This is a genomic window from Rummeliibacillus sp. SL167 (assembly GCF_007896505.1).
GTDB classification, from domain to species: domain Bacteria; phylum Bacillota; class Bacilli; order Bacillales_A; family Planococcaceae; genus Rummeliibacillus; species Rummeliibacillus suwonensis.
The window spans coordinates 112,947-134,017 of sequence record NZ_VCBM01000005.1; the positions used below are offsets into that span (position 1 = coordinate 112,947).

General features: G+C 35.6%; 18 protein-coding genes. 10 read left to right on the forward strand and 8 right to left on the reverse strand.

Going from position 1 to position 21,071, the window contains the following annotated elements; translation table 11 throughout:
* Positions 1-39: 39 nt before the first annotated feature.
* Positions 40-576 carry a hypothetical protein gene (locus tag FEZ13_RS17545; RefSeq protein WP_146553735.1) on the forward strand — a complete coding sequence of 179 codons (537 nt, stop codon included), beginning with the start codon at positions 40-42 and terminating at the stop codon, positions 574-576.
* Complete coding sequence (locus FEZ13_RS17550; RefSeq protein ID WP_146553736.1) at positions 573-1,100, forward strand: hypothetical protein; 528 nt, start codon at positions 573-575, stop codon at positions 1,098-1,100. Before FEZ13_RS17545 ends, FEZ13_RS17550 begins: the two co-directional genes overlap by 4 nt.
* Before the next feature lie 302 nt (positions 1,101-1,402).
* On the opposite strand, the gene FEZ13_RS17555 is transcribed toward FEZ13_RS17550, so the two are convergent.
* The 4 genes from FEZ13_RS17555 to FEZ13_RS17570 all read right to left on the reverse strand — a co-directional run bounded on the left by FEZ13_RS17555 (position 1,403) and on the right by FEZ13_RS17570 (position 5,727).
* The gene (locus FEZ13_RS17555) at positions 1,403-2,521 is read right to left on the reverse strand and encodes an ABC transporter permease (RefSeq protein ID WP_146553737.1); all 1,119 of its coding nucleotides are present in this window, start codon (positions 2,519-2,521) and stop codon (positions 1,403-1,405) included.
* Positions 2,522-3,394: an ATP-binding cassette domain-containing protein gene (locus tag FEZ13_RS17560; protein WP_186725969.1), complete on the reverse strand. Its 873-nt coding sequence runs from the start codon at positions 3,392-3,394 to the stop codon at positions 2,522-2,524. It abuts the gene before it with no gap.
* 864 nt (positions 3,395-4,258) lie between these two features.
* Positions 4,259-4,618 (reverse strand): hypothetical protein, encoded by a 360-nt coding sequence (locus tag FEZ13_RS17565; RefSeq protein ID WP_146553739.1) that lies wholly within the window; start codon positions 4,616-4,618, stop codon positions 4,259-4,261.
* Positions 4,619-5,442: 824 nt separating this feature from the next.
* Complete coding sequence (locus FEZ13_RS17570; protein WP_146550486.1) at positions 5,443-5,727, reverse strand: MerR family transcriptional regulator; 285 nt, start codon at positions 5,725-5,727, stop codon at positions 5,443-5,445.
* Between the two features lie 262 nt (positions 5,728-5,989).
* Here FEZ13_RS17570 and FEZ13_RS17575 point away from each other — a divergent pair, with 262 nt between their 5' ends.
* The 8 genes from FEZ13_RS17575 (at position 5,990) to FEZ13_RS17610 (ending at position 15,734) form a co-directional block, all read left to right on the forward strand.
* Positions 5,990-7,192, forward strand: a complete 1,203-nt coding sequence (locus tag FEZ13_RS17575; protein ID WP_146553740.1) for a branched-chain amino acid ABC transporter substrate-binding protein — start codon at positions 5,990-5,992, stop codon at positions 7,190-7,192.
* 82 nt (positions 7,193-7,274) lie between these two features.
* Positions 7,275-8,261, forward strand: a complete 987-nt coding sequence (locus FEZ13_RS17580; protein ID WP_146550484.1) for a branched-chain amino acid ABC transporter permease — start codon at positions 7,275-7,277, stop codon at positions 8,259-8,261.
* A 10-nt stretch (positions 8,262-8,271) separates the two neighbouring features.
* On the forward strand, positions 8,272-9,594 hold the full coding sequence (locus FEZ13_RS17585; protein ID WP_146553741.1) for a branched-chain amino acid ABC transporter permease: 1,323 nt from the start codon (positions 8,272-8,274) through the stop codon (positions 9,592-9,594).
* A gap of 11 nt (positions 9,595-9,605) precedes the next feature.
* A complete protein-coding gene (locus tag FEZ13_RS17590; RefSeq protein WP_146553742.1) occupies positions 9,606-10,376 on the forward strand; it encodes an ABC transporter ATP-binding protein in 771 nt (256 codons plus the stop codon).
* A 21-nt stretch (positions 10,377-10,397) separates the two neighbouring features.
* On the forward strand, positions 10,398-11,105 hold the full coding sequence (locus FEZ13_RS17595) for an ABC transporter ATP-binding protein (protein ID WP_146553743.1): 708 nt from the start codon (positions 10,398-10,400) through the stop codon (positions 11,103-11,105).
* A 546-nt stretch (positions 11,106-11,651) separates the two neighbouring features.
* The gene (bcaP, locus tag FEZ13_RS17600) at positions 11,652-13,040 is read left to right on the forward strand and encodes a branched-chain amino acid transporter BcaP (protein WP_146553744.1); all 1,389 of its coding nucleotides are present in this window, start codon (positions 11,652-11,654) and stop codon (positions 13,038-13,040) included.
* Positions 13,041-13,147: 107 nt separating this feature from the next.
* Complete coding sequence (gene pgeF / locus FEZ13_RS17605) at positions 13,148-13,909, forward strand: peptidoglycan editing factor PgeF (RefSeq protein WP_146553745.1); 762 nt, start codon at positions 13,148-13,150, stop codon at positions 13,907-13,909.
* Positions 13,910-14,543: 634 nt separating this feature from the next.
* Positions 14,544-15,734 carry a M14 family metallopeptidase gene (locus FEZ13_RS17610; RefSeq protein WP_146553746.1) on the forward strand — a complete coding sequence of 397 codons (1,191 nt, stop codon included), beginning with the start codon at positions 14,544-14,546 and terminating at the stop codon, positions 15,732-15,734.
* Between the two features lie 518 nt (positions 15,735-16,252).
* Here the strand turns inward: FEZ13_RS17610 and FEZ13_RS17615 are convergent.
* From FEZ13_RS17615 to FEZ13_RS17630, 4 genes are all read right to left on the reverse strand, one after another.
* Complete coding sequence (locus tag FEZ13_RS17615) at positions 16,253-16,573, reverse strand: antibiotic biosynthesis monooxygenase family protein (RefSeq protein WP_208222038.1); 321 nt, start codon at positions 16,571-16,573, stop codon at positions 16,253-16,255.
* A gap of 182 nt (positions 16,574-16,755) precedes the next feature.
* Entirely contained in the window at positions 16,756-18,564 is a 1,809-nt protein-coding gene (locus FEZ13_RS17620; protein WP_146553816.1) for an ABC transporter ATP-binding protein, read from the reverse strand.
* A gap of 32 nt (positions 18,565-18,596) precedes the next feature.
* A complete protein-coding gene (locus tag FEZ13_RS17625) occupies positions 18,597-20,336 on the reverse strand; it encodes an ABC transporter ATP-binding protein (RefSeq protein ID WP_146553747.1) in 1,740 nt (579 codons plus the stop codon).
* A gap of 11 nt (positions 20,337-20,347) precedes the next feature.
* Positions 20,348-20,812 (reverse strand): PadR family transcriptional regulator, encoded by a 465-nt coding sequence (locus tag FEZ13_RS17630; protein WP_146553748.1) that lies wholly within the window; start codon positions 20,810-20,812, stop codon positions 20,348-20,350.
* Positions 20,813-21,071: the final 259 nt, after the last annotated feature.

Consider the following 21,071-nt stretch of genomic DNA (forward strand, 5'->3'; position numbering starts at 1 on the left):
TTTATAAAATTTACATATTATTAGAAAAGGAGGTTTTTTATGAAAAAATTATTATTAGCAACTACTACATTATCTTTACTATTTTTAAATGCTAGTATTGGTGCTAGCGCTGCAGAATCTGAAGATTATACAGAATACGATGTAGCTCGCCCTATTATTTCTCCGTATGTTATTGATTTATCTGGATATGAATACATTCATTCTTCTACTTCTAAAAATAAAAAGGTTGAGTTTACCCATACACACAGCAATAACAGTTCCTCAACCGATACTGTTAGTTATTCAGTAGGCGTCACTCAATCTACTACAGCTAATGTTACTTCTAATGCTAGTTTTAAGACTATGGTGGCTGAAGCTGGGGTTTCAACCCAAGTAGGACTAGGAACAACTAAAACAAAAACATTGACAATCACATGGTCTATTCCCGCAAAAACAACTTATCAATTAAGAGCTGGAAGTAACTGGGTCAAAGAAACTGGAACTGAAAAACTATGGAATGCAGGAAAAGTAATAAAATCTAAAAGCGTTTCAGGAAATTGGACATATTCTAGTTGGAGCGACAAAATTAAAAAATGAAGCGTAAAAAATTCATGGTTGTCATTCTAGTTGTTTTTATATCTACTTTTGGTGTTGTAGCATGTGAGGATCAACAAAATGAGGATCAACAACCTAAAGGTGTCAGTAATCAAATTTCTTTAGAAGGAAAATTTACTCCACCTAATTTTAAAGTGGATGAATTTAAAGTGAAAAGTGATCATAAATCTGTTGAATTTGAAATTTTTTATAAGGTGAGTCCTTCTCTTTATACTTTGTTAAAAAAAATTGATAGTAAATATTATCTTGAATTACAATTACCTAAAAATATTTCTTCTATAGTCAAACAGAACCATACTGCGCTAGTTCCTGGAGCTGTTATGAAATCAGATAATTCATTGGCTTATAAAGTTACTTTGAATTTAAATTTAGCAAAGCCTTTGACTAATGATGAGAAAAAAAAGTTATTACAAAGTAAAGAGGGTTATGGGTTATATATTTATGATCAGGATAAAGATGCTATTCATTATTTTGATGATGTTGAATTACTTTCTACTGTACCTTAAAGATTATGATATTGTAAATATCAATGATAATGTTATAGAAAAAGTCCACTAAATTAGATCTTTGCGTTTGGCAGTATAGCCAATTACAAGTGGCTATTACTGTCAAAAAGCATAGATGAGACCCCGCAGCGTAGCGATTAAGGAACGGAGTCTAAGGGCGCCACGTCCTGTGGCAACGACTCCGTGACCAACATCCTGTTGCCCCCAGCATTCGCCCGCAGGAAAGCGAGCAAGCCGGAGCGGAAATCAACAAATCCCCCTATTTTCATGGATTACATTGGAGGATCAACATGTCTAACTTTCTATATCTGTTTCTTTTTAATCCATTTCGATAAAATAACTAATGAAACAAATAATAGGACAATCCAAAAAATACTAGTTGCAATGGGTAGCAAAACAGGTACTCCCAAAATAGGAATTGTCACAAAATCTCTGAATAAAATATTTGTATTTAAACCCACACTCGGAGCAAATTGCATAACCAATAGGAATGATTCCGAAAAGAATGTGGTGGGTAACAAATATACAAAAAGCATAGGGATTCCAATTATAACTATTGTAAGAACAATCGATTGCATAACATTTTTAGATAATAAGGAAATCAGTACAATCAGTGTCGATAATGTAATGCCCGCTAAAATTTGCAACAAAATGGAAAGCATTAAATATTGACCGATGGTTAAAGAATAGGGAGACTCATAAAACTTTTCAATAGATTGCAATGGACTATTCCACCCCGAAAAACTATCATAGATTCCCCAAACAACTGTAGCGATTAAAGTGGAGAAAACAGAGAGTATGATAATAAACATCCAGTTTGTTAATAATTTAGCCCACAAAGTTTGACGACGACCATTTACTGATGAAAATAAATAATTGACGACCCCACTCATATATTCGCAAGTGTAACTCTGAGAGGCACTTAAAATAATGAATACCAAAATCAATGCCATACTTCCAGTCGACATAAATAATACAGCTTGTTCCATAGGTCTTTGATATTCAAAATCATTATAATGAATATCCTTTAACATATTAGCCTTCAGTTCAGCTTGTCTTTCTTCATATTGGGAGTCAGCTGATTTCGCTTGATTGAAAGCACCAGAAATTTTTTGTGGTTGCATGATTCGATAATGTTCAACATAAAATAACTTATCATACGCTGCTCTCAAACTTTGTTTTTCGGGAGATAACTGCCCTTTTTTCGTTTCTTCATCGACAAGATGCTGATCATCTATGTGAGCTGCTTTCAGTTTTTGTTCAGTAATCGGCCCTTCTACTTTTTCATAAGCTGGTTTCAAATCATCTCCCATCATGACCAACGAAAAATAGATCGCCCCCAAAAACATCAGTAGTAAAGTGATCCATAAAACCTTCTGCTTCAATAATTTATAAAACTCATACTTTATCAAATCCATCATTTAGCATTCTCCATCTAAATAGTATAAATATAAATCTTCTAGTTCAGGTATCTCTAATTTTGCTTTTTCATGTGGTTTGATTTTAGACAATATACGAATATTATGTACGTAATGATCCACTTTTTTAACAGCACCTGTTTGAAAATGTGCTTGAATCTCTGGTAATTCTTCCAAAGTCACATCAACAGACCAGACAAATTTCTCTAATTCACTCAGTAAATGTTGAGGAGAGCCTTGCTTGATAATTTTCCCATCTCTCATTAATAGAATCTCTTTAGAAATAAATGAAATATCGGACATAATATGTGTAGATAAAATCACTATTTTTTCTTTCGATATAGTACTTAAAATATTATAAAATCTTATACGTTCTTTCGGATCTAACCCTACAGTAGGTTCATCTACTATAATAATAGCGGAGTCATCTAAAAGTAACTGTGCGATTCCAATTCGTCGTTTCATTCCTCCAGAAAAGTTTTTTAATAATGTATGAGAATTTTTTTCTAAATTCACCATTTCTAAAGATTGTTTTACTTTTTCAAGCCTCTTCTTTTTTTCAACACCTTTAACCGTTGCTAAGTAACAAAGAAACTTTTCGGCCGAAAAATTTTTATAAATGGGTGTGTCTTGTGGCAAATATCCAATCATTTTGCTGAATTTCGAGTCTTGTGGGTGAATCTTTACTCCATTTAACAAAATTTCACCTTCATCCACTGAAAGAATTCCTGTTAATATCTGCATGAGAGTTGACTTTCCAGCACCATTTTTCCCCACTAATGCATATACTCCTGGTGTCAAGGTAATATCTAATCCTTGCAACACCTGCTTTTTACCAAATCTTTTTCTTATATTTCGAATGGAAAGCTCTATCATAATCATCCCTACTTTACAATAAATTGAACGATGTAAATCCATTTGATAATGCAGAAAATACACCCCATTTTAAATGGATATATCTTCTGCATGCGATGATTTTCTATGAATCTATTAAACAACTGAATGTAACAAACAACAAAAACTGAGGCCTTATCCGCTTCATACTTCTATATGTTTTTTTATATTCAATTCCATAAAATTGGATATTAATTTCTTTTTATATTAACACTATAAAAGATCATGTCAATCCCTACAATTCAATATATTTACATTATGATATTCACATCAATGATTTTGGGGACTTTACTATAATCAAATTTGTAACTCGTCATCAATTCCCCGTTTAGTCCCAATTGATATGAAACTTTTTAAATAAAGGTGTTGATTAGGAAAAATTAGGATGAAGATATGACATAATATGAAAAATTCTCTGGTGCTAGCGCTCATTTATGTAGATAGGAGAGAAGTTTCAATTTCCATAAGAACCCAATCGATCAAGCCGGAGCGGAAATCAGCGAATACACTATATTTTGTGGGGAAAATTGGATAATCAACACGCTTGATAATTTAATGGATAAAATCTGATAACAAACACACTTTCCCAGTAAAATAGCTATAAAAAAAGGCGATTCTAAAGAATCGCCTCAAGCAGTTCATCGTCAATCGACTATGACCAAATCATCGTAATATGGAAACCTGAGAATTTTAAAAAGATCTTAAAAGATAGCTCTTTATTGTCAAATGCTAAGAATTGCGCATCAATAAAAAAATAATGCTAAACCGTTGTCACAACAACAAGTTATAAATAAAAATAAGAATTTTAACCTTATTCTAAGTGAAGATTCCCCACTTCACTTTATGCTATAAAGCAAGCTTCTGTTGTTCATAATCATAGGCATCTAACACAGTATCTAAGTAATTGCCTTGTGTTTTTTGTAAGACCAACCCTTGGCTTACTAAACCTCTCCAAAGTGCCCTATCTAATGCATAAGGAGCTTCATGTTGAAGAATGTCTACAAGGTTTTTAGACAATGCGACTTGATACGTATTTTCCCCATTTTGAACGCATAATGAATAGATTCTCCATGTTTCAACTGAAACTTGATAACCTTTGTGCCATTCTTTTAGTTGACTTTCCATATCGCTCGCTACTCTTTTGAAAAATTTTCTAGTTGCAAAATTATTCGCCATTGTTGATCTAAAAAAGGCATTTGTATTCATCTCAACCTCTCCTTTGCTTTAATCTCTAGTTATCTTATTGGTATTATATAAAATTATGAATCAAATGTAAACGAATAATTAAAAATTACCTGCAAAAAAGTAAAAGCCGTTATCTCCCCTAATAATCACCTCATAATTTCATTATCTTTCGCATAAAAATTAGTACAGGTTATTTTTTAGCATTCTATCCTTTAAAAAAGTGGAATAGGAGAGAAAAATTGCAGAAAATGCTGCCGAGGAATCAGCCATTAAAATTGATACTGAGAAAAAGGCAAAAACAAATGTTAAGGCAAAAAAGATCTCAGCTCAGAAAACCCATTAAGAAAAAACACAAGGAGGCCGTAAGCCAAGAATCGCTTCTACCCAATTAGTCAGATTTCAATATGTAATATAAGAAAAATTTTCTGGCATTTTTAATTTGACCATAATCAAAATATCGTTGAATTAATCGTGCTTCATAAATAATTACTTCCCCTCTTTATCCTCCCATTTCTTACTTGAAGAAGATGATCTTATTACCGACTGATGCGGGATAAACGGATAAAAAAGTGACTTAAAAGTACAAATTACTGCTTTTAAGTCACCTTTAACATATATCAAGATCATACAAGTATTGGATTTCAGCTTCATCCTATAAACTGCATGCAATTTAAATTTCATATTTATCAATAAAACAGGTTGCTAAACGGACTAGCTACCTGTTTTATTTTTATACTGCTTATATGACCAATTCAAATAAGCCCATACTTCTTATCCCCAAATATGGGATTTAAGAAGTATTTTTGTTTGAAGAGATTGTTTCCACAAGCGTCATCATCTTTCAATTAATACTGACAAGCCTCATCATTCTGTAAAGGTTGATTTCGCCGTTTTAGTTCCTTCCGTATTTCACTTGTCCATATTCCTTCTTCTAACTGATTGGCTATTTCGATTAAGATTTCAATATCTTGAAATGAATATTTTCTCATCCCTTTCTTCGACCTCTCAGGGAATACGAGTTTTCTGTCTTCATAATAACGAATTTGTCTTTCTGTAAGTCCCGTTAATTCACTGACTGTACCAATAGAAATTACTTTCTTCTCCTTATATGAATCATCATTCCAAGTAATAAAAATCCCTCCTTTAAAATTAACAGAAAATTATGATATTATTTTACATTTTAAAGCTTATAAATGCAACCATGTTATGTTATTTTTTTTAACATGAAATGATTATATTTCTATCATTATTTTAAAATTATACTTGTTTTCTAAAAAAGTGTGTAATTTTTCCTTACATGATTAGTGTTTTTTTATAGTTTAATCAATATACTAAGGTAAATCCAATTTGCAAACTTCGTAATGGATTGAATAAAAACAGAGGGGGTTTATTATGAAATTTAAAAAATCTTTAACTCTATTACTTTCTGGAGCTTTAATCGCAGGGGTTCTTGCAGGATGCTCTTCCAAATCTTCTGATTCATCTGATGGGGGTTCAGGCGGATCTGGAGGTAAAGTCATTAAAATTGCTACTCAATCACCTCTTTCTGGTGGTTCTGCTATTTTAGGTGAAGCACTTAAACTCGGTGCACAACTTAAATTAGAAGAAGAAAGTAAAAAATTCGAAAAGCTTGGTTACAAGCTTCAACTTGAACCATATGATGACCAAGGTGACCCTAAAAAAGGTGTTTCTAATGCCAACGTAATTGGAGCAGATAAAGAAATTTATGGTATTATCGGTCACTTAAATTCTGGGGTTACGATTCCATCTTCGGAAGTATATGAAAAGTATCATGTAGCTATGGTTTCTCCAGCTGCTACAGCAGTTGAAGTTACAGAACGGGGATTGAAAACAGTCAATCGTATCGTTGCACGAGATGATTTCCAAGGACCAGCTGGTGCAGAATATGCAGTAAAAGAATTAGGTGCCAAAACAGCATTTATTATTCAAGATAAAACAGCTTATGGACAAGGTTTAGCAGATGAATTCAAAAAAGCAATTGAAAGTCAAGGTGCAAAGGTTGTAGGTTATGAAGGTATCACTGTTGGTGAAAAAGATTTTAACGGTGTAATCAATAAAGCTAAGGCTCAAAACCCTGACGTCATCTACTTTGGAGGTCTTTATGCTGAAGGCGGTTTAATTATTAAACAAGCTCGTGAAAAGGGCATTGATGTTCCAATTATGGGTGGTGACGGTTTAGACTCATCAGGTTTAGTTGATATCGCAGGAGATTCAGTAGCTAACACTTATATTACTTCTGTTGCTGGTGATAGTACGAAAACCGAAAGTGGTAAAAAATTCGTAGAAGATTATAAAGCGAAATTTAATAAAAAAGCAGAATCCTATTCTGTTTATGGTTATGACTCTATGGGGGTTTTACTGAAAGGTATAGAAGACGCTATTAAAGCAAATGGCGATAAATTACCTTCTAAAGAAAAAGTCGCTGAAGCCGTACGTGCTGTAAAAGATTACAAAGGGGCCCTAACAGAAGTTTCCTTCGATGATAAAGGGGACAACACGAAAGCGAAAGTATTCTTGTATAAATTCGATAAAGCTAGCTATCCTCCTGCACTTCAAGGAGAAGTTAGTCAATAATCAATTGTTTACATGGGGTGTTGAGATATTCCTCTCAACACTCTTATTTATCAAAAGAAGTTGTTTATAAAGGGGGATTATTATGCTTCATGAAATGATTCAGAGCTTGCCTCAAGTTTTAATAGATGGCCTTACACTTGGTACTGTTTATGCAGTTGTCGCCCTTGGATATACGATGGTTTACGGCATTTTACAGTTAATCAACTTTGCTCATGGTGAAATTTTTATGTCAGGTGCATTTATTGGCACTGCTATCCTTATTGCATTTTCAAGTATGGGATTACTACATTCTATCCCATCCATATTAGTGGTCATTATTATGTTAGTCGTTGCTGCTGTTCTAACTGGTTTTCTTGGAATGGGAATTGAAAGAGTTGCATATCGTCCTCTTCGGAACGCTCCAAGGCTTATCCCGCTTATAACTGCTATAGGAATTTCCTTTGTCCTTCAAGATGTTGTTCGTTTTATAGCAGAGCTAGCAAAAGGAAATTATATTATAACAGGCCCATCCTTATTTACAAAGCAAATTCATATACCTACTTCCTCCATTTCAAGTGTCTTTCATGATTCTAGCTTTAAAACCTCTTTCTTGCTTGTACTTATCATAGCGATAATCTTAATGATCGCACTTGACTTCTTTGTTAACAAAACAAAATATGGCACAGCTATGCGTGCGGTTTCTCTTGATCGCGATACCGCTGCCCTTATGTCTATTAATGTCAACAAAATCATCTCTGTTACTTTCTTTGTAGGCTCAGCATTAGGTGGCGCAACAGGCGTTTTGTTTGCTGTTCAATATGGAACCATTGACCCTTACATTGGATTTATCCTAGGTTTAAAAGCATTTACGGCAGCAGTATTAGGCGGTATTGGTAATATCCGAGGTGCCATGCTTGGAGGAATTATTTTAGGGATACTTGAAATGTTCGCAGCTGCTAACCTTTCATTATTAACAGGTGGCGTTCTAGGAGCCGAATATAAAGACGTTTTTGCTTTTGCTATTTTAATTCTAGTTCTAATCTTTAAGCCAGAAGGTTTATTAGGTAAACCTGTGGCTGAGAAAGTGTAGGTGAAAGATCATGAAAGAAAAACTCTCAGCTTTCAAGCTACATAAAACGCCTCAACTCATTTTATTTGTAGCATTTGTCATCGTGACATCTTTAGCACTGTATTTTTCACAAAAATCGGTTATATCTTTTTTACTTTTACTATCATCTCTATTATTTCTTTATTACATGAATCTTAAAAATCGCACAAAATGGATGATTGGCCTCATTTTGTTATTTATACTCATTCCATTTGCATCTAGCGGTGGTCCCGCTTTTCAATCCTATATGGAAGTTGCGACAATGGTTGGTATATATGTTTCAATGGCTTTAGGTCTTAATATTGTTGTTGGGATGGCTGGATTATTGGATATGGGATTTATTGCATTCTTTGCTGTTGGCGCATATGCCTATAGCATCTTTGCCACTCCTCAAGCCTCAAACTTTATGCCATTTGGTCACTATCCTTTAGATGGTAACAGCTTTTGGGCATTCTTAATCATTGGCGCAATTGCTGCTGCGATTACTGGTGTGTTAATCGGTGTTCCAGTATTAAGGGTTAAGGGAGACTATTTAGCAATTGTTACATTAGGATTTGGAGAAATTATTCGTATTGTATTTAACAATAGTGATTCTCCTGTCAATATTACTGGCGGCGCTATGGGGATCGCATCCGTTGCACATCCTAAAATTTTTGGATATGAACTTTCTTTTCCAAATCAATTTTACTTTGTCACACTTGTCATTTTACTCTTTACACTCTTTGCTGTTCTAAGATTGGAACGTTCAAAACTTGGACGTTCTTGGAAGGCTATACGTGAAAATGAAATTGCAGCTCAAGCGATGGGTATTCCACTTGTTAAAACAAAACTAATGGCCTTTGCACTTGGGGCATCCTTTTCCGGAATGATGGGCGTTGTCTTCGCAGCAAAACAACAATTTATCGATCCGACAAGTTTTACCTTGATGGAATCCTTCACGATTCTAGTAATGGTCGTACTTGGTGGCATGGGTAGCGTTCCTGGGGTAATTCTTGGAGCAGCCGTTGTTACCATACTAAATTTGCAAGTCTTAACCGAGTTAACCAACTGGGTAAACCAACTGAATATTAGTGGAGTGGTTTCAATCCCTGATGCATTATCCCCTGCTAAAATGCAAAAATTTATATTTGGCGCATTGCTGATCATTTTCGCATTGTATAAAACCAATGGATTGATTCCTGCTAAGAATAGGGTTTTTGACGAAAAAAAATTAGCATCTGACAAATCAAATTCTAAAGACAACGGTTCAAAAGGAAATCCTATGACTACATTGCAAGACAAAGATTCTAAGGAACAGACAAAGATTTACTCTTAGGAGGAATGCATATGCCAATATTAGAGGTAACAAACATCACAAAGCAATTTGGTGGTTTAACAGCCAATAGTAATATATCTATGACCGTTGAGGAAGACTCTATTACAGCTGTTATTGGACCAAATGGAGCTGGTAAAACGACTTTTTTCAATATGATAACAGGTGTTTATCAACCGACATCTGGAGAAATAAAATTAAACAACGAATCTATAGTCGGACTTAAGCCTGATATGGTCGCCAAAAAAGGCATTTCACGAACATTTCAAAACATTCGGCTGTTCGATGAAATGTCAGTTATTGAAAATGTTTTAGTCGGTATGCATAGTCATTTGAAAGCAAATCTCTTAAGCATTCTGTTGGATTTTCCTATTACTAAAAAGGAAGAATTAGAAGCTGAAAAAGAAGCCTATCGTTTGTTAGAATATTTCGGATTGTCTTCTCTATTAAACGAAAAAGCATGTAATTTAAGTTATGGTGCCCAAAGAAAATTAGAAATGGCGAGAGCTCTTGCCACTAAACCCAAATTGATCTTATTGGATGAACCCGCAGCAGGGATGAACCCTAAAGAAACAAAAGAACTAACCGAAATCATCCGACAAATGGGAAAAGAATTTCATACATCTGTTCTACTCATCGAGCACGATATGAAGCTTGTCATGGGCATTTCAGAACATATCATTGTACTTGATCATGGAGAAAAAATTGCGGAAGGAAATCCTGATGAAATTCGATCAAATCAAAAAGTAATAGAAGCTTATTTAGGATCCGCTGCCGTTAATTAGTTAGCAAAGGGGCGAGTTTAAATGTCTATATTAGAAATTGATCATATTAATACTTATTATGGAGGCATTCATGCTTTACGAGGCATTACACTGGATGTGGATCAAGGCGAGATCGTTACATTAATCGGTAGTAATGGTGCCGGAAAGTCAACCACTTTAAAATCTGTAAGTGGATTGGTAAAAGTAAAATCAGGTTCTATCAAGTTTAAAAATCAAGATATCACCAATAAACCCGCACATGAAACCACCTTGCTTGGTATGGCTCATGTGCCAGAAGGTAGAAGAATCTTTTCAAATTTAACGGTAAAAGAAAATCTATTGATGGGTGCTTTTTCTGTAAAAAAGAAAAATGTAATCGAAGAAAGAATCGAACGGGTCTATGACTACTTCCCCATTCTAAAAGAAAGATTAAACCAAAAAGGTGGAACCATGAGTGGTGGCGAACAACAAATGCTTGCCATTGGTCGTGCCTTAATGATGAAACCTGAAGTGTTGATGTTGGATGAACCTTCAATGGGGCTCGCTCCAATTATTGTGGAGAAAATCTTTCATATCATCGATCAGTTAAATCAAGATGGCATGACGATATTATTAGTGGAACAAAATGCTTATCAAGCATTAAGTATCGCTAATAGAGGATATGTTATTCAAAATGGTGAAATTGTTTTAAGCGGTAAAGGACATGATTTAATCGAAAATGATGAAATCAGAGAAGCTTATTTAGCTTAAACAATATGGGGTATTCCCGGATACCTAAGTAAAAATAGTATGCTTGGAGAAATCAAGCATGCTATTTTTTATGGGTAAAAATCCACACAGATTCTATAGGAAATCAGCTAATATTCAATATTTTAGTGGATGAAACCGGATCATCAACACATTTCTTATCGAAAATTATATATAAGGTTTCTTTAATTTCAGTAATCTTTATATCATTTCCACTCATAAAAAAGCTATTATTTTCGGAATAGTTCTTTTTATTTGACAAAACATCTGCAAATTCGACAAATATATTTGACATGCATTATATAAATGTTTAGAATTTTTATGTAATTAAAAATGAGACATGCTTATTTAGACAATTAAGTGAAACTTCACTCAGTTTATTTTTTACCTCTTACTGGGTGTTCGTTGAACCAATCAGGCTTTTACAGGCAGTTGATCCCCACTATATTTACAGCTCAAAGTGGGGGTCTTACTGCCTGTTCATGCGGGATAAATGCTAGAAAGTATGAATCAATATTTTAGATTTTTTAATAGAATCGAGTGTATCTAATGAAAAATACTATTTTCAGAAAAAAATCTGTTGATCAGTTGTTACATCAGCATGGTAAAGTTCGATTAAATAAAACACTTGGTGCATTTGACTTAATGCTACTAGGCGTCGGTGCCATCGTCGGGACAGGAATTTTCATCTTACCAGGAACTGTAGCAGCTGAACATGCAGGTCCAGGAATTATTTTCTCTTTTATCATTGCAGCCATCGTTTGTGCATTCGCAGCGATGTGTTATTCTGAGTTTGCCTCATCGATCCCTGTAACAGGAAGTGCATACACCTATACTTATGTGGTATTTGGAGAAGTGATCGCTTGGATCGTTGGATGGTCTTTATTACTAGAATATGGGTTAGCTGTTGCAGCTGTTGCTACAGGATGGTCTGCATATCTGAACTCATTGTTAGCCGGTTTTAATATCCATATACCAAAGGCTTTTTCCGGTGCATTTGATCCGGCAAATGGTACGTTTGTTAACTTACCTGCAATCGTCATTATCTTTATCACTGCATTCCTATTAACGATCGGAGTGAAAGAATCCGCTAGATTGAACACAATCATGGTTGGCTTGAAGGTTTCAGTTGTTTTACTATTTATTGTAGTAGGGGTATTTTATGTAGAACCTGCAAACTGGAAACCTCTTATGCCATTTGGGATGAAAGGTGTTTTATCTGGCGCAGCTCTTGTATTCTTCGCTTATCTCGGCTTTGATGCTGTATCATCAGCCGCTGAAGAAGTGAAAAAGCCGCAGCGTAATATGCCAATTGGGATTATTGGATCATTGCTTATCTGTACTGTTTTGTATGTAACTGTTTCACTTGTTTTAACAGGGATAGCTCCTTATACAAAATTGAATGTTGACAACCCTGTCAGCTTTGCGATGCAACTTGTTCATCAAGATTGGATTTCTGGTATCATCTCACTAGGAGCAGTTATCGGGATGATGACCGTAATACTAGTTATGCTTTACGGTGGAACTCGTCTTATTTATGCATTTAGTCGTGATGGTCTATTGCCAAAGATCCTGTCTGAAGTTAACCCAAAACATCAAACACCCGCCAAAAATACATGGATTACAGCTACTCTCATCGTATTCTGCGCAGGTTTTGTTCCGTTAGATAAGCTGACTGAACTGGTTAATATGGGCACTTTATTAGCATTTACTTTTGTATCAATTGGTGTAATTTTTTTACGGAAGAACAAAGAAACTCCGAATGATGGATTCAAAGTACCGTTTTATCCATTCGTTCCTATTATCTCCTTTGTCTTGTGCATTTTCTTAATGTCACAATTATCTACACACACATTTATCTTCTGTGGTATTTGGATGGTTGTTGGCTTAGTCATTTACTTTATTTATGGTAGAAGACATAGCTTATTGAACAAATGATTAAAAGCAGTCCTTATGACTCGTTATCATAAGGGCTTTTTTTGTCCTCTTACCAAATGCCTATACTTCTCGAAACCATTTATATATATTAAAGTTAGGTGATGATTATGAAAACGAATATCTATTTGGATAATGAACGTTTTATTGCAGGAATTACGATGAGAGATCCTCATGAACCTGAAGAAGGAAATATGGCACTTCATACATGTTTAAACCCTGACCATATCATCCAAAATCGCCAAAAATTAGCTGCTACTTTAAATTGTGGTTTAAATCAATTGGTTTGCGCTAACCAAACACATAGCGCTAATATCCATAAAGTAACATTAGACGATCAAGGGAAAGGTGCCGAAAGTAACCATACAGCCATCCAAAATACGGATGCATTATATACTGACGAACCAAACCTCCTTCTAGGTTCTTTCACAGCAGACTGTGTTCCCATAACTTTTTATGATGCGACAAAAGGGATTATAGGTGTTATTCATTCTGGTTGGAAGGGAACTATTCAGGAAATTTCGTTAAAAACATTTGAACTTTTAAAAAATGCTGAACATTGTCGTCCAAACGACTTGCATATCTACATTGGAACAGCATTGAGTCAAGAAAAATTTGAAGTGGATGAAGATGTATATCTCCAATTTAAAGCACTTGGCTATGCAGATGACTTTATGTATTACAATGATCAAACTCATAAATATCATATTGATAATCAACAAACCGTAAAAAAGCAATGCGAACTGGCAGGCATCCCTACCGAACAAATTACAGTCGATTCCACGTGCACGTATTTAAACCCTGAAGGCTTCTCTTATCGCCAGGATAAACAAGCTGGCAGACACTTAACCTTTATTATGAAAAAGGGATAAAGTGAAACTCCATCAGTGGGATTTTCTTCATCCCCACTGAACTAGAGGAATTTAGGTTAAAACGCCACGTCCTGTGGCAACACCTGAATGACCAACATCTTGCTTGCCCGCCCGAACCAATCGGACTTTTATGGACAGTTGATCGCCCCTCTATCTTTCTTGGTTCTCTCTAAATCTTGAGAGGGGGGTCTTACTGCCCGTTAAAGCGGGATAAATGCCTTTTTAGTATAGGCAATCATTTAGGATCTACTTCTTAGATCTTCTTTAAGTGTAATCATAGGCTTTATCTTTTAAATCATATATCGCTCCATATCATCATACAATTTGCTAGTAGCGGATTATTGCTTTCCGCACTTTCTTTGAAGGATGATGATCCATTACACACTAATTTCATTGCATCTGGATACTTTTAAGCTTGCTTAATAAGCTCCTCTTCAGAATTTCCAATAAAATTTTTTCTTTCATTCATGAACCAAACAGCCGATTTTTATTACGTTTGGAGATAAATTAACCTTTTCAATAACGAGTCCGTCTCTGTTTTTATTGGCGTCTTGAATGGGGGCTTACAATAAACTCCACCCACCTATATCATATGTTTTTGTGATTAAAACTTTTATAGAGAGGGAGGGATAACTTGGACATATTTGTTAGACCCGGAGATTCACTATGGCTTTATAGCCAATTATTTCGAATTCATCTTCAACTAATCATTGATTCGAATCCAACGATCCATCCACAAAATCTTATCATTCATCAGAAAATCAAAATTCCAGGATTTATAACGAACAACTATCAGATTAAATCAGGAGATTCCTTATGGCACATTGCTAGAAAAAAAGGCATATCAGTGGATATGATCCTTATGGCGAACCTGAACCTCGATCCTTATCATCTACAAATTGGGCAAACGATCCAAATTCCTAAAAGAGTTACTTCAAAAATAATATTTGGAAAGCAAGATTATGACTACGATATTATGATGAATGATATTAGACATCTACAAAGCATTTATCCATTTTTAAAGGTTTCCACTATAGGGAATTCTGTTCTAGGTCATGAAATACCCGAGCTTAAAGTGGGAATTGGAGATAAAAAGGTTCATTACAACGCATCGTTTCATGCAAATGAGTGGATTACAACACCAATTGTTATGACGTTTTTAAATGATTATTTACTATCTCTCACAAATTCTAAAACCATTCGAGATATCTCCCCATCGAATCTCTATCAGCAAACATCATTATCCATTGTGCCAATGGTCAATCCAGATGGTGTTAGTCTAGTGTTGAATGGTCCACCAGCTAATGAAGCATGGAGAAATCAAGTCGTTAGCTGGAACAATAATAGTTGGGACTTTTCAGGTTGGAAAGCAAATATTAGAGGTGTTGATCTAAATGATCAATTCCCTGCTGAATGGCAAAAAGAAAGAGCACGCAATCCTAAAAGTCCTGGGCCAAGAGATTATGGCGGCGAAAAACCTTTATCTGAGCCTGAAGCAATCGCGATGGCGGAGCTGACTAAAAAAAGCCATTTTGCTAGAGTACTTGCCTTTCATACGCAAGGCGAAGAAATCTATTGGGGATTTGAAAATCTGGAACCTGCTGAATCTGAAGCTATGGTGGAGGAGTTCAGCAGAGTGAGCGGATACGAACCTGTTCGAAACATAGAAAGTTATGCTGGATATAAGGACTGGTTCATTCAGGACTGGCGAAAGCCCGGATTTACTGTTGAAATCGGACATGGTGTAAACCCACTTCCTATCAACCAGTTTGATGAAATCTATCAAAAAGTATTAGGGATTTTTCTTGCGGGTTTATATCTTTAAAATGGATCATATAAATCAGCAATGATCGAAAGGTCTTCCTGTTTTCGGATATCAAGGATTATCCAAAAAGTTTTTAAAAAGTATAGTTCACATCAAAGTTGTTCTTGATTAAGAACTAAATATATTGGTTGTATAATTTTGGTGCTACACCAAAATTTGTTCTTGACATAGAAATTAGATAACCTATTGATTTCCGCTGCGGATCGCTTGCTTTTTTCCTTGGGCGAATGCTGAGGTCACTGAAAAAGTCCAATATGTTCATTTAGCCGTTGAAAGTTGCATTTCATTGAACTTTCAACGGCCATTTTACTTTATAATGAAACTACCAGTACAGGTAGTGGTAGTTCCATGATTTCTAATTAAGAAACTCTCAATTCCTCTTACTTCACTTGAGACTTCAAGCGGTGGCTTGCTGCCTGTTCATATGTGATAAAGCCTGAATCCCTAATTTTCAGACGATGCTATTTCAGATTTACTCTGACTAACAATATTTGAGAAGCTTTTGAATCTATAAATAATTATTGCACTCTGTTTTTAACTGTTTTTACTTCGTATAATTCGCCCTCTGTACGAATGATAAATTCTGGCTTTGGTTTTCCTCTGTTTGCTTTATGTCCAGCAATATGTGCATCGCTTTTTTCCCACTTCTTCCAATATTCTTCTGATTCCCATCTAATCATAATAACTACCTCTTCATCGCCACGACGAACCTTTTTGACCATTACAGTTGCATCAATGAAGCCTTCTTGTTCTTCTACGATTCCTTTTCCACCAAAACGTTCAATTATCTTATCTGCATGACCCTCTGTAACAGTTATTTTTTTCATTTGAACAAACATGATAACATCTCCTATTCTTTTTATAGTGGTTTGAACCCATTTATAATGCAAAGTTTGAAGAACAAACTCAAACATCCTTTTCAAAATAATTTTTACTATCTCCCTCTCAGTGATTATGGAGCGGAACATAAAACAATGAGATTAATCGCTATCTATAATGATTTAAAAATCATAATCCATTTCTACAAAGCTTTGCTATTTGTTTTTTCTCGGATATTGAACTGACTTTCATACATATTGAAGTAAAATCCTTTTTTCTGTAAAAGCTCTTGATGTGTGCCCGACTCGATGATTTCACCATGATGAATGACCAAAATACGATCCGCATTTTCAATGGTTTTCAAACGATGAGCAATGACAAAACTGGTTTTTCCTTTCGTTAGCCGATGGATACCTTTTTGAATTTCGACTTCAGTATTTATATCGATGCTAGATGTTGCCTCATCAAGGACCAAAATATCCGAATTGGCTAAAATGGCTCTAGCAATTGCTAACAATTGACGCTGGCCTTGGCTTAAATTGGTTCCGCCGGACATAATGACTGTATGATAGCCTTCTGGTAAATGCTTAATATATTGGTGTGCCGATGCTAGTTTTGCTGCAGCGATAACTTCCTTATCTGTCGCTTCCAAACGTCCGTAACGAATATTTTCCATAATCGTTCCGGAAAATAAAAAGGTATCTTGAAGCACGATCCCAATTTTTTTTCGCAGCCCGCTTATTTGATAATCCCGAATATCATGACCATCCACTTTGATCTCACCAGACGTCGCATCATAAAACCTCATCAGCAAATTGATAATGGTCGTTTTCCCTGAACCCGTTGGACCTACAAGGGCAATTTTCTCACCTGATTTGACTTGAAAATCAATATTTTTTAAAATAGGTTTGCCTTCCTCATAAGCAAAGTGAACATGGGAAAACTCAACATCGCCTTTAAATGAATCTACGACAATGGCATTCTCTTTATCTATCAAATCCGGTGCCTCGTCCATGATCTCAAATACACGCTCCGCACCAGCAATAGCAGACTGAAACATATTCAGCAAATTAGAAAGTTGGTTAATCGGGCGAAAGAACTGTCTAGAATAGGTGACAAAAGCAGCTATAATCCCAATTGATGCCATATCATTCACAGTCATGATCGCACCAATCGCTATGACAAAACTAAGTCCAATATTGTTAATAAAGTTATTGACAGGTCCGAGAAATCCAGAAACCATATCAGCATCCGTGGCTGATTGCCGCAATCTTTCATTGACTTCTGAAAATTGGTGATTTATTTTTTCCTCTTTTCCAAAAAGCGTTATCACTTCACTTCCTGAAATAGACTCTTCGACAAATCCATTTAACTCGCCTAAATCTCTCTGTCTTTTTATAAAATGACTGCTGCTATAAGTAATCAATTTTTTCGTAGAAAAAATGGTTACTGGAATAATCAGAAATGTCGCAATGGCTAGCATCCAATTTAGGGAGAACATAGCTATCATGATACCTAAAACCGTTAAAACGGACGACAAGATTTGGATGACGCTTTGGCTTAGTGCATTATTCAGGCTATCTATATCATTCGTGACCCTGCTCATAAGATCACCATGAGTTCGCTTATCAAAAAATCTTAAGGATAAGGTTTGAAATTTATCAAATAGATCCTGTCGCAACTTTCGAATCGTTTGTAGTGATACGCGAATCATCATATACATTTGAAGCCAAGTGAACACAGCAGTCAGTATATAAACTGCTGCCAGCAAAAATAAATGTTTGAACGTTCCCGTAATATCTTTTGGAATAATGTATTCATCGATAATGATCCCAATGAGATAAGGTCCAAGAAGACCGAGGAGAGTGGCAAGAATCACACAAATAATCGAAGCAACTAATGCTACTTTTTCCTTCTCCATATAGAACCAAATCCGTTTGATGGTTCCCTTCCAATCTCTTGCTTTTTCAACTGGACCTCTAAATCCTCTCGGCCCACGCCCACGGCTCATGATATTAGGATTCGACTGTGAAGCGGGTTTATTCATATACTGTTAACCTCCCTTCCACTTTGCGAAAAATAGATATCGCGATATACTTTACTGTTTGCTAGTAACTCATCATGTGTACCACTGGCTTCAATTCTTCCATCCTCCATGACTAGGATCTGATCTGCATCAATAATGGAGGAAATTTTAGAGGAAACGATAAACAAAGTCGTATTGGCACCATTTTTTCTTAATGCCTGTTGTACGGCTAATTCTGATAGAGCATCAATAGCTGAAGTTGAATCATCTAAGATTAATACACGCGGCTCACGGATAAAGGCACGTGCCATAGATATTCGTTGCTTTTGACCACCGGATAAATTAGTCGCTCCCTGCATAAGCTGATGCTCATACTGTCTATCAAATCTACCGATAAACTCACTAGCAGCTGCTGCGTGTGCAGCTTGTTCCATGTCATCAGCTGTTGCATCATCTTTACCAAAACGTAAATTATTCGCAATCGTTCCTGAAAATAAAGTAGCTTTTTGCGGAACGAACCCAATGGCTTTGCGAAGTTTTTCAAGTGGTAAATCCTTTATATTGACCCCATCTATAAAAATATCGCCTGAATCGGGGTCATACAAACGTGGAATAAGCTTCATCAGTGTGGATTTTCCACTACCCGTTGAACCAATAATACCTATTGTCTGTCCTGCCTCCGCTTTGAATGAAATATTCCTAAGTACGTGCTCACCATTTTTACTATAGCTAAAATTCACCTGTCTAAATTCCACTTCGCCACGTATGTTTTGCTTCGTCGCAAGGTGATTGTGCTCACTAATATCAATTTCTGTATCAAGCACTTGAACAACTCGCTCAGCAGAAGGAAATGAACGAGCAATTTGCATTAATACTTGGCTGCTCCCCATTAATCCATTCATCATAATGTTCAAGTAGTTAATAAAGGCTAAAATAACACCGACCTGAAGTGTTCCTTCACTTACCTTTATAACACCCAGCCAGAGACCGGCGATAATACCTATATTGACGATAAACATCATGATCGGCATTAGGGTCAAAATGAACTTTTCAGCCTTCATATTCCGTTTCATAAGTGAATCATTGACGTTTTTAAAATGATTCTTTTCGTATTCATGACGATCGAATGCCTTAATGACCCGGATACCAGCTAATGTTTCTTGAAGCCTTGTATTCACCTGATCCATAGATTTTTGCACATTCAAAAAAAGACTCCCTGACTTTACGGAAAAGAAATAGATAATGGCAATGAGAATAGGGATTGTTACCAACAACACAGGGAATAATGGACGTGCTGTTAACCAAACGATAACGACAGAACCTATAAATAATAAAGGACCCCTTACCAAGATGCGCAATGTCATGATGACGGCTTGTTTTAATGCCTCAATATCATTTGTTACAATGGTGATCAATTTACCAGTGCCAAATGAATCGGTATTATGATTTGAAAACTGTCCAATCTTCTTGAACACATCACGGCGAATATCCGTAGCAAAGTGGACAGCTGCTTTTGTAGCATAAACAGAATTCCCTGCCCCTCCCACCAATCCAATAAACGCACTTAACAACATGATCAGTAATAATTTTGTGATATAAGCATTATCTTGATTGGCAATACCTGTATCAATGATCTTTTGCATAATAGTTGGCTGTAACAGATCCATTCCTACTTCAATGCACATTAAAATCGGTCCTAAAATCGCGAAAAATATATATGGCCTAATATATTGCCGTAATTTTTTCATAGCCTTCATGAAATTTCCCCTTACTTCACATTTTTCTTTTTTAAACGCTCGGTCATTTCATCGATAAAGGCGATTAGTTCAAGTACACCTTTTGGGTTTCCTCGTGTCTGTTTCATGGCTTTTCGAAATTCTTGTTCCCAGCGATTCATAGCTGCCCTTAATTGCATTGATTCCTCAGAATTTCTCCACGTCATTCTTTCTTTCCATTCAATCCAAAAATCGCCTTCTATAAACTTACTTTTTTCCTCTAACCTTTTCTCTCCATTGTCATTGATGCTATACACCTTTTTATCTGTTTCAGTGTCCAGTTCAATTAAATTTCGCTCTAATAATTCTTGAAGTGCAGGATACACGGTACCAGCACTCGCTGAATAAGCACCATTTGATCGTTCTTCCAATTCCTTCATGATTTGATAGCCATGCATAGGCTCTTCCTTGAGCAAATGCAAAATGGCAATTTGAATAAATCCTCTCCGTCCTCTCATTTCATACCTCCTCAATTATATCGATAATTATAATCGATATATCGTTAATTTTCAATCGTAATATATCGAAATATTTTAAACGATATACTTTTTGCAGATAAACCCCACATTTAGTCCCTGTTTTTCATGTATAGGTGTTGGGAGCAATCGCTTGTGGAAAGTTTTTAAGCCTTGAAATGGAGGATCATGCCTCTCCATTAATGTGGAAGAAAAAAGGATTTGCCTCATTCAAAGGACAAATCCTACACTTATTCTAAAT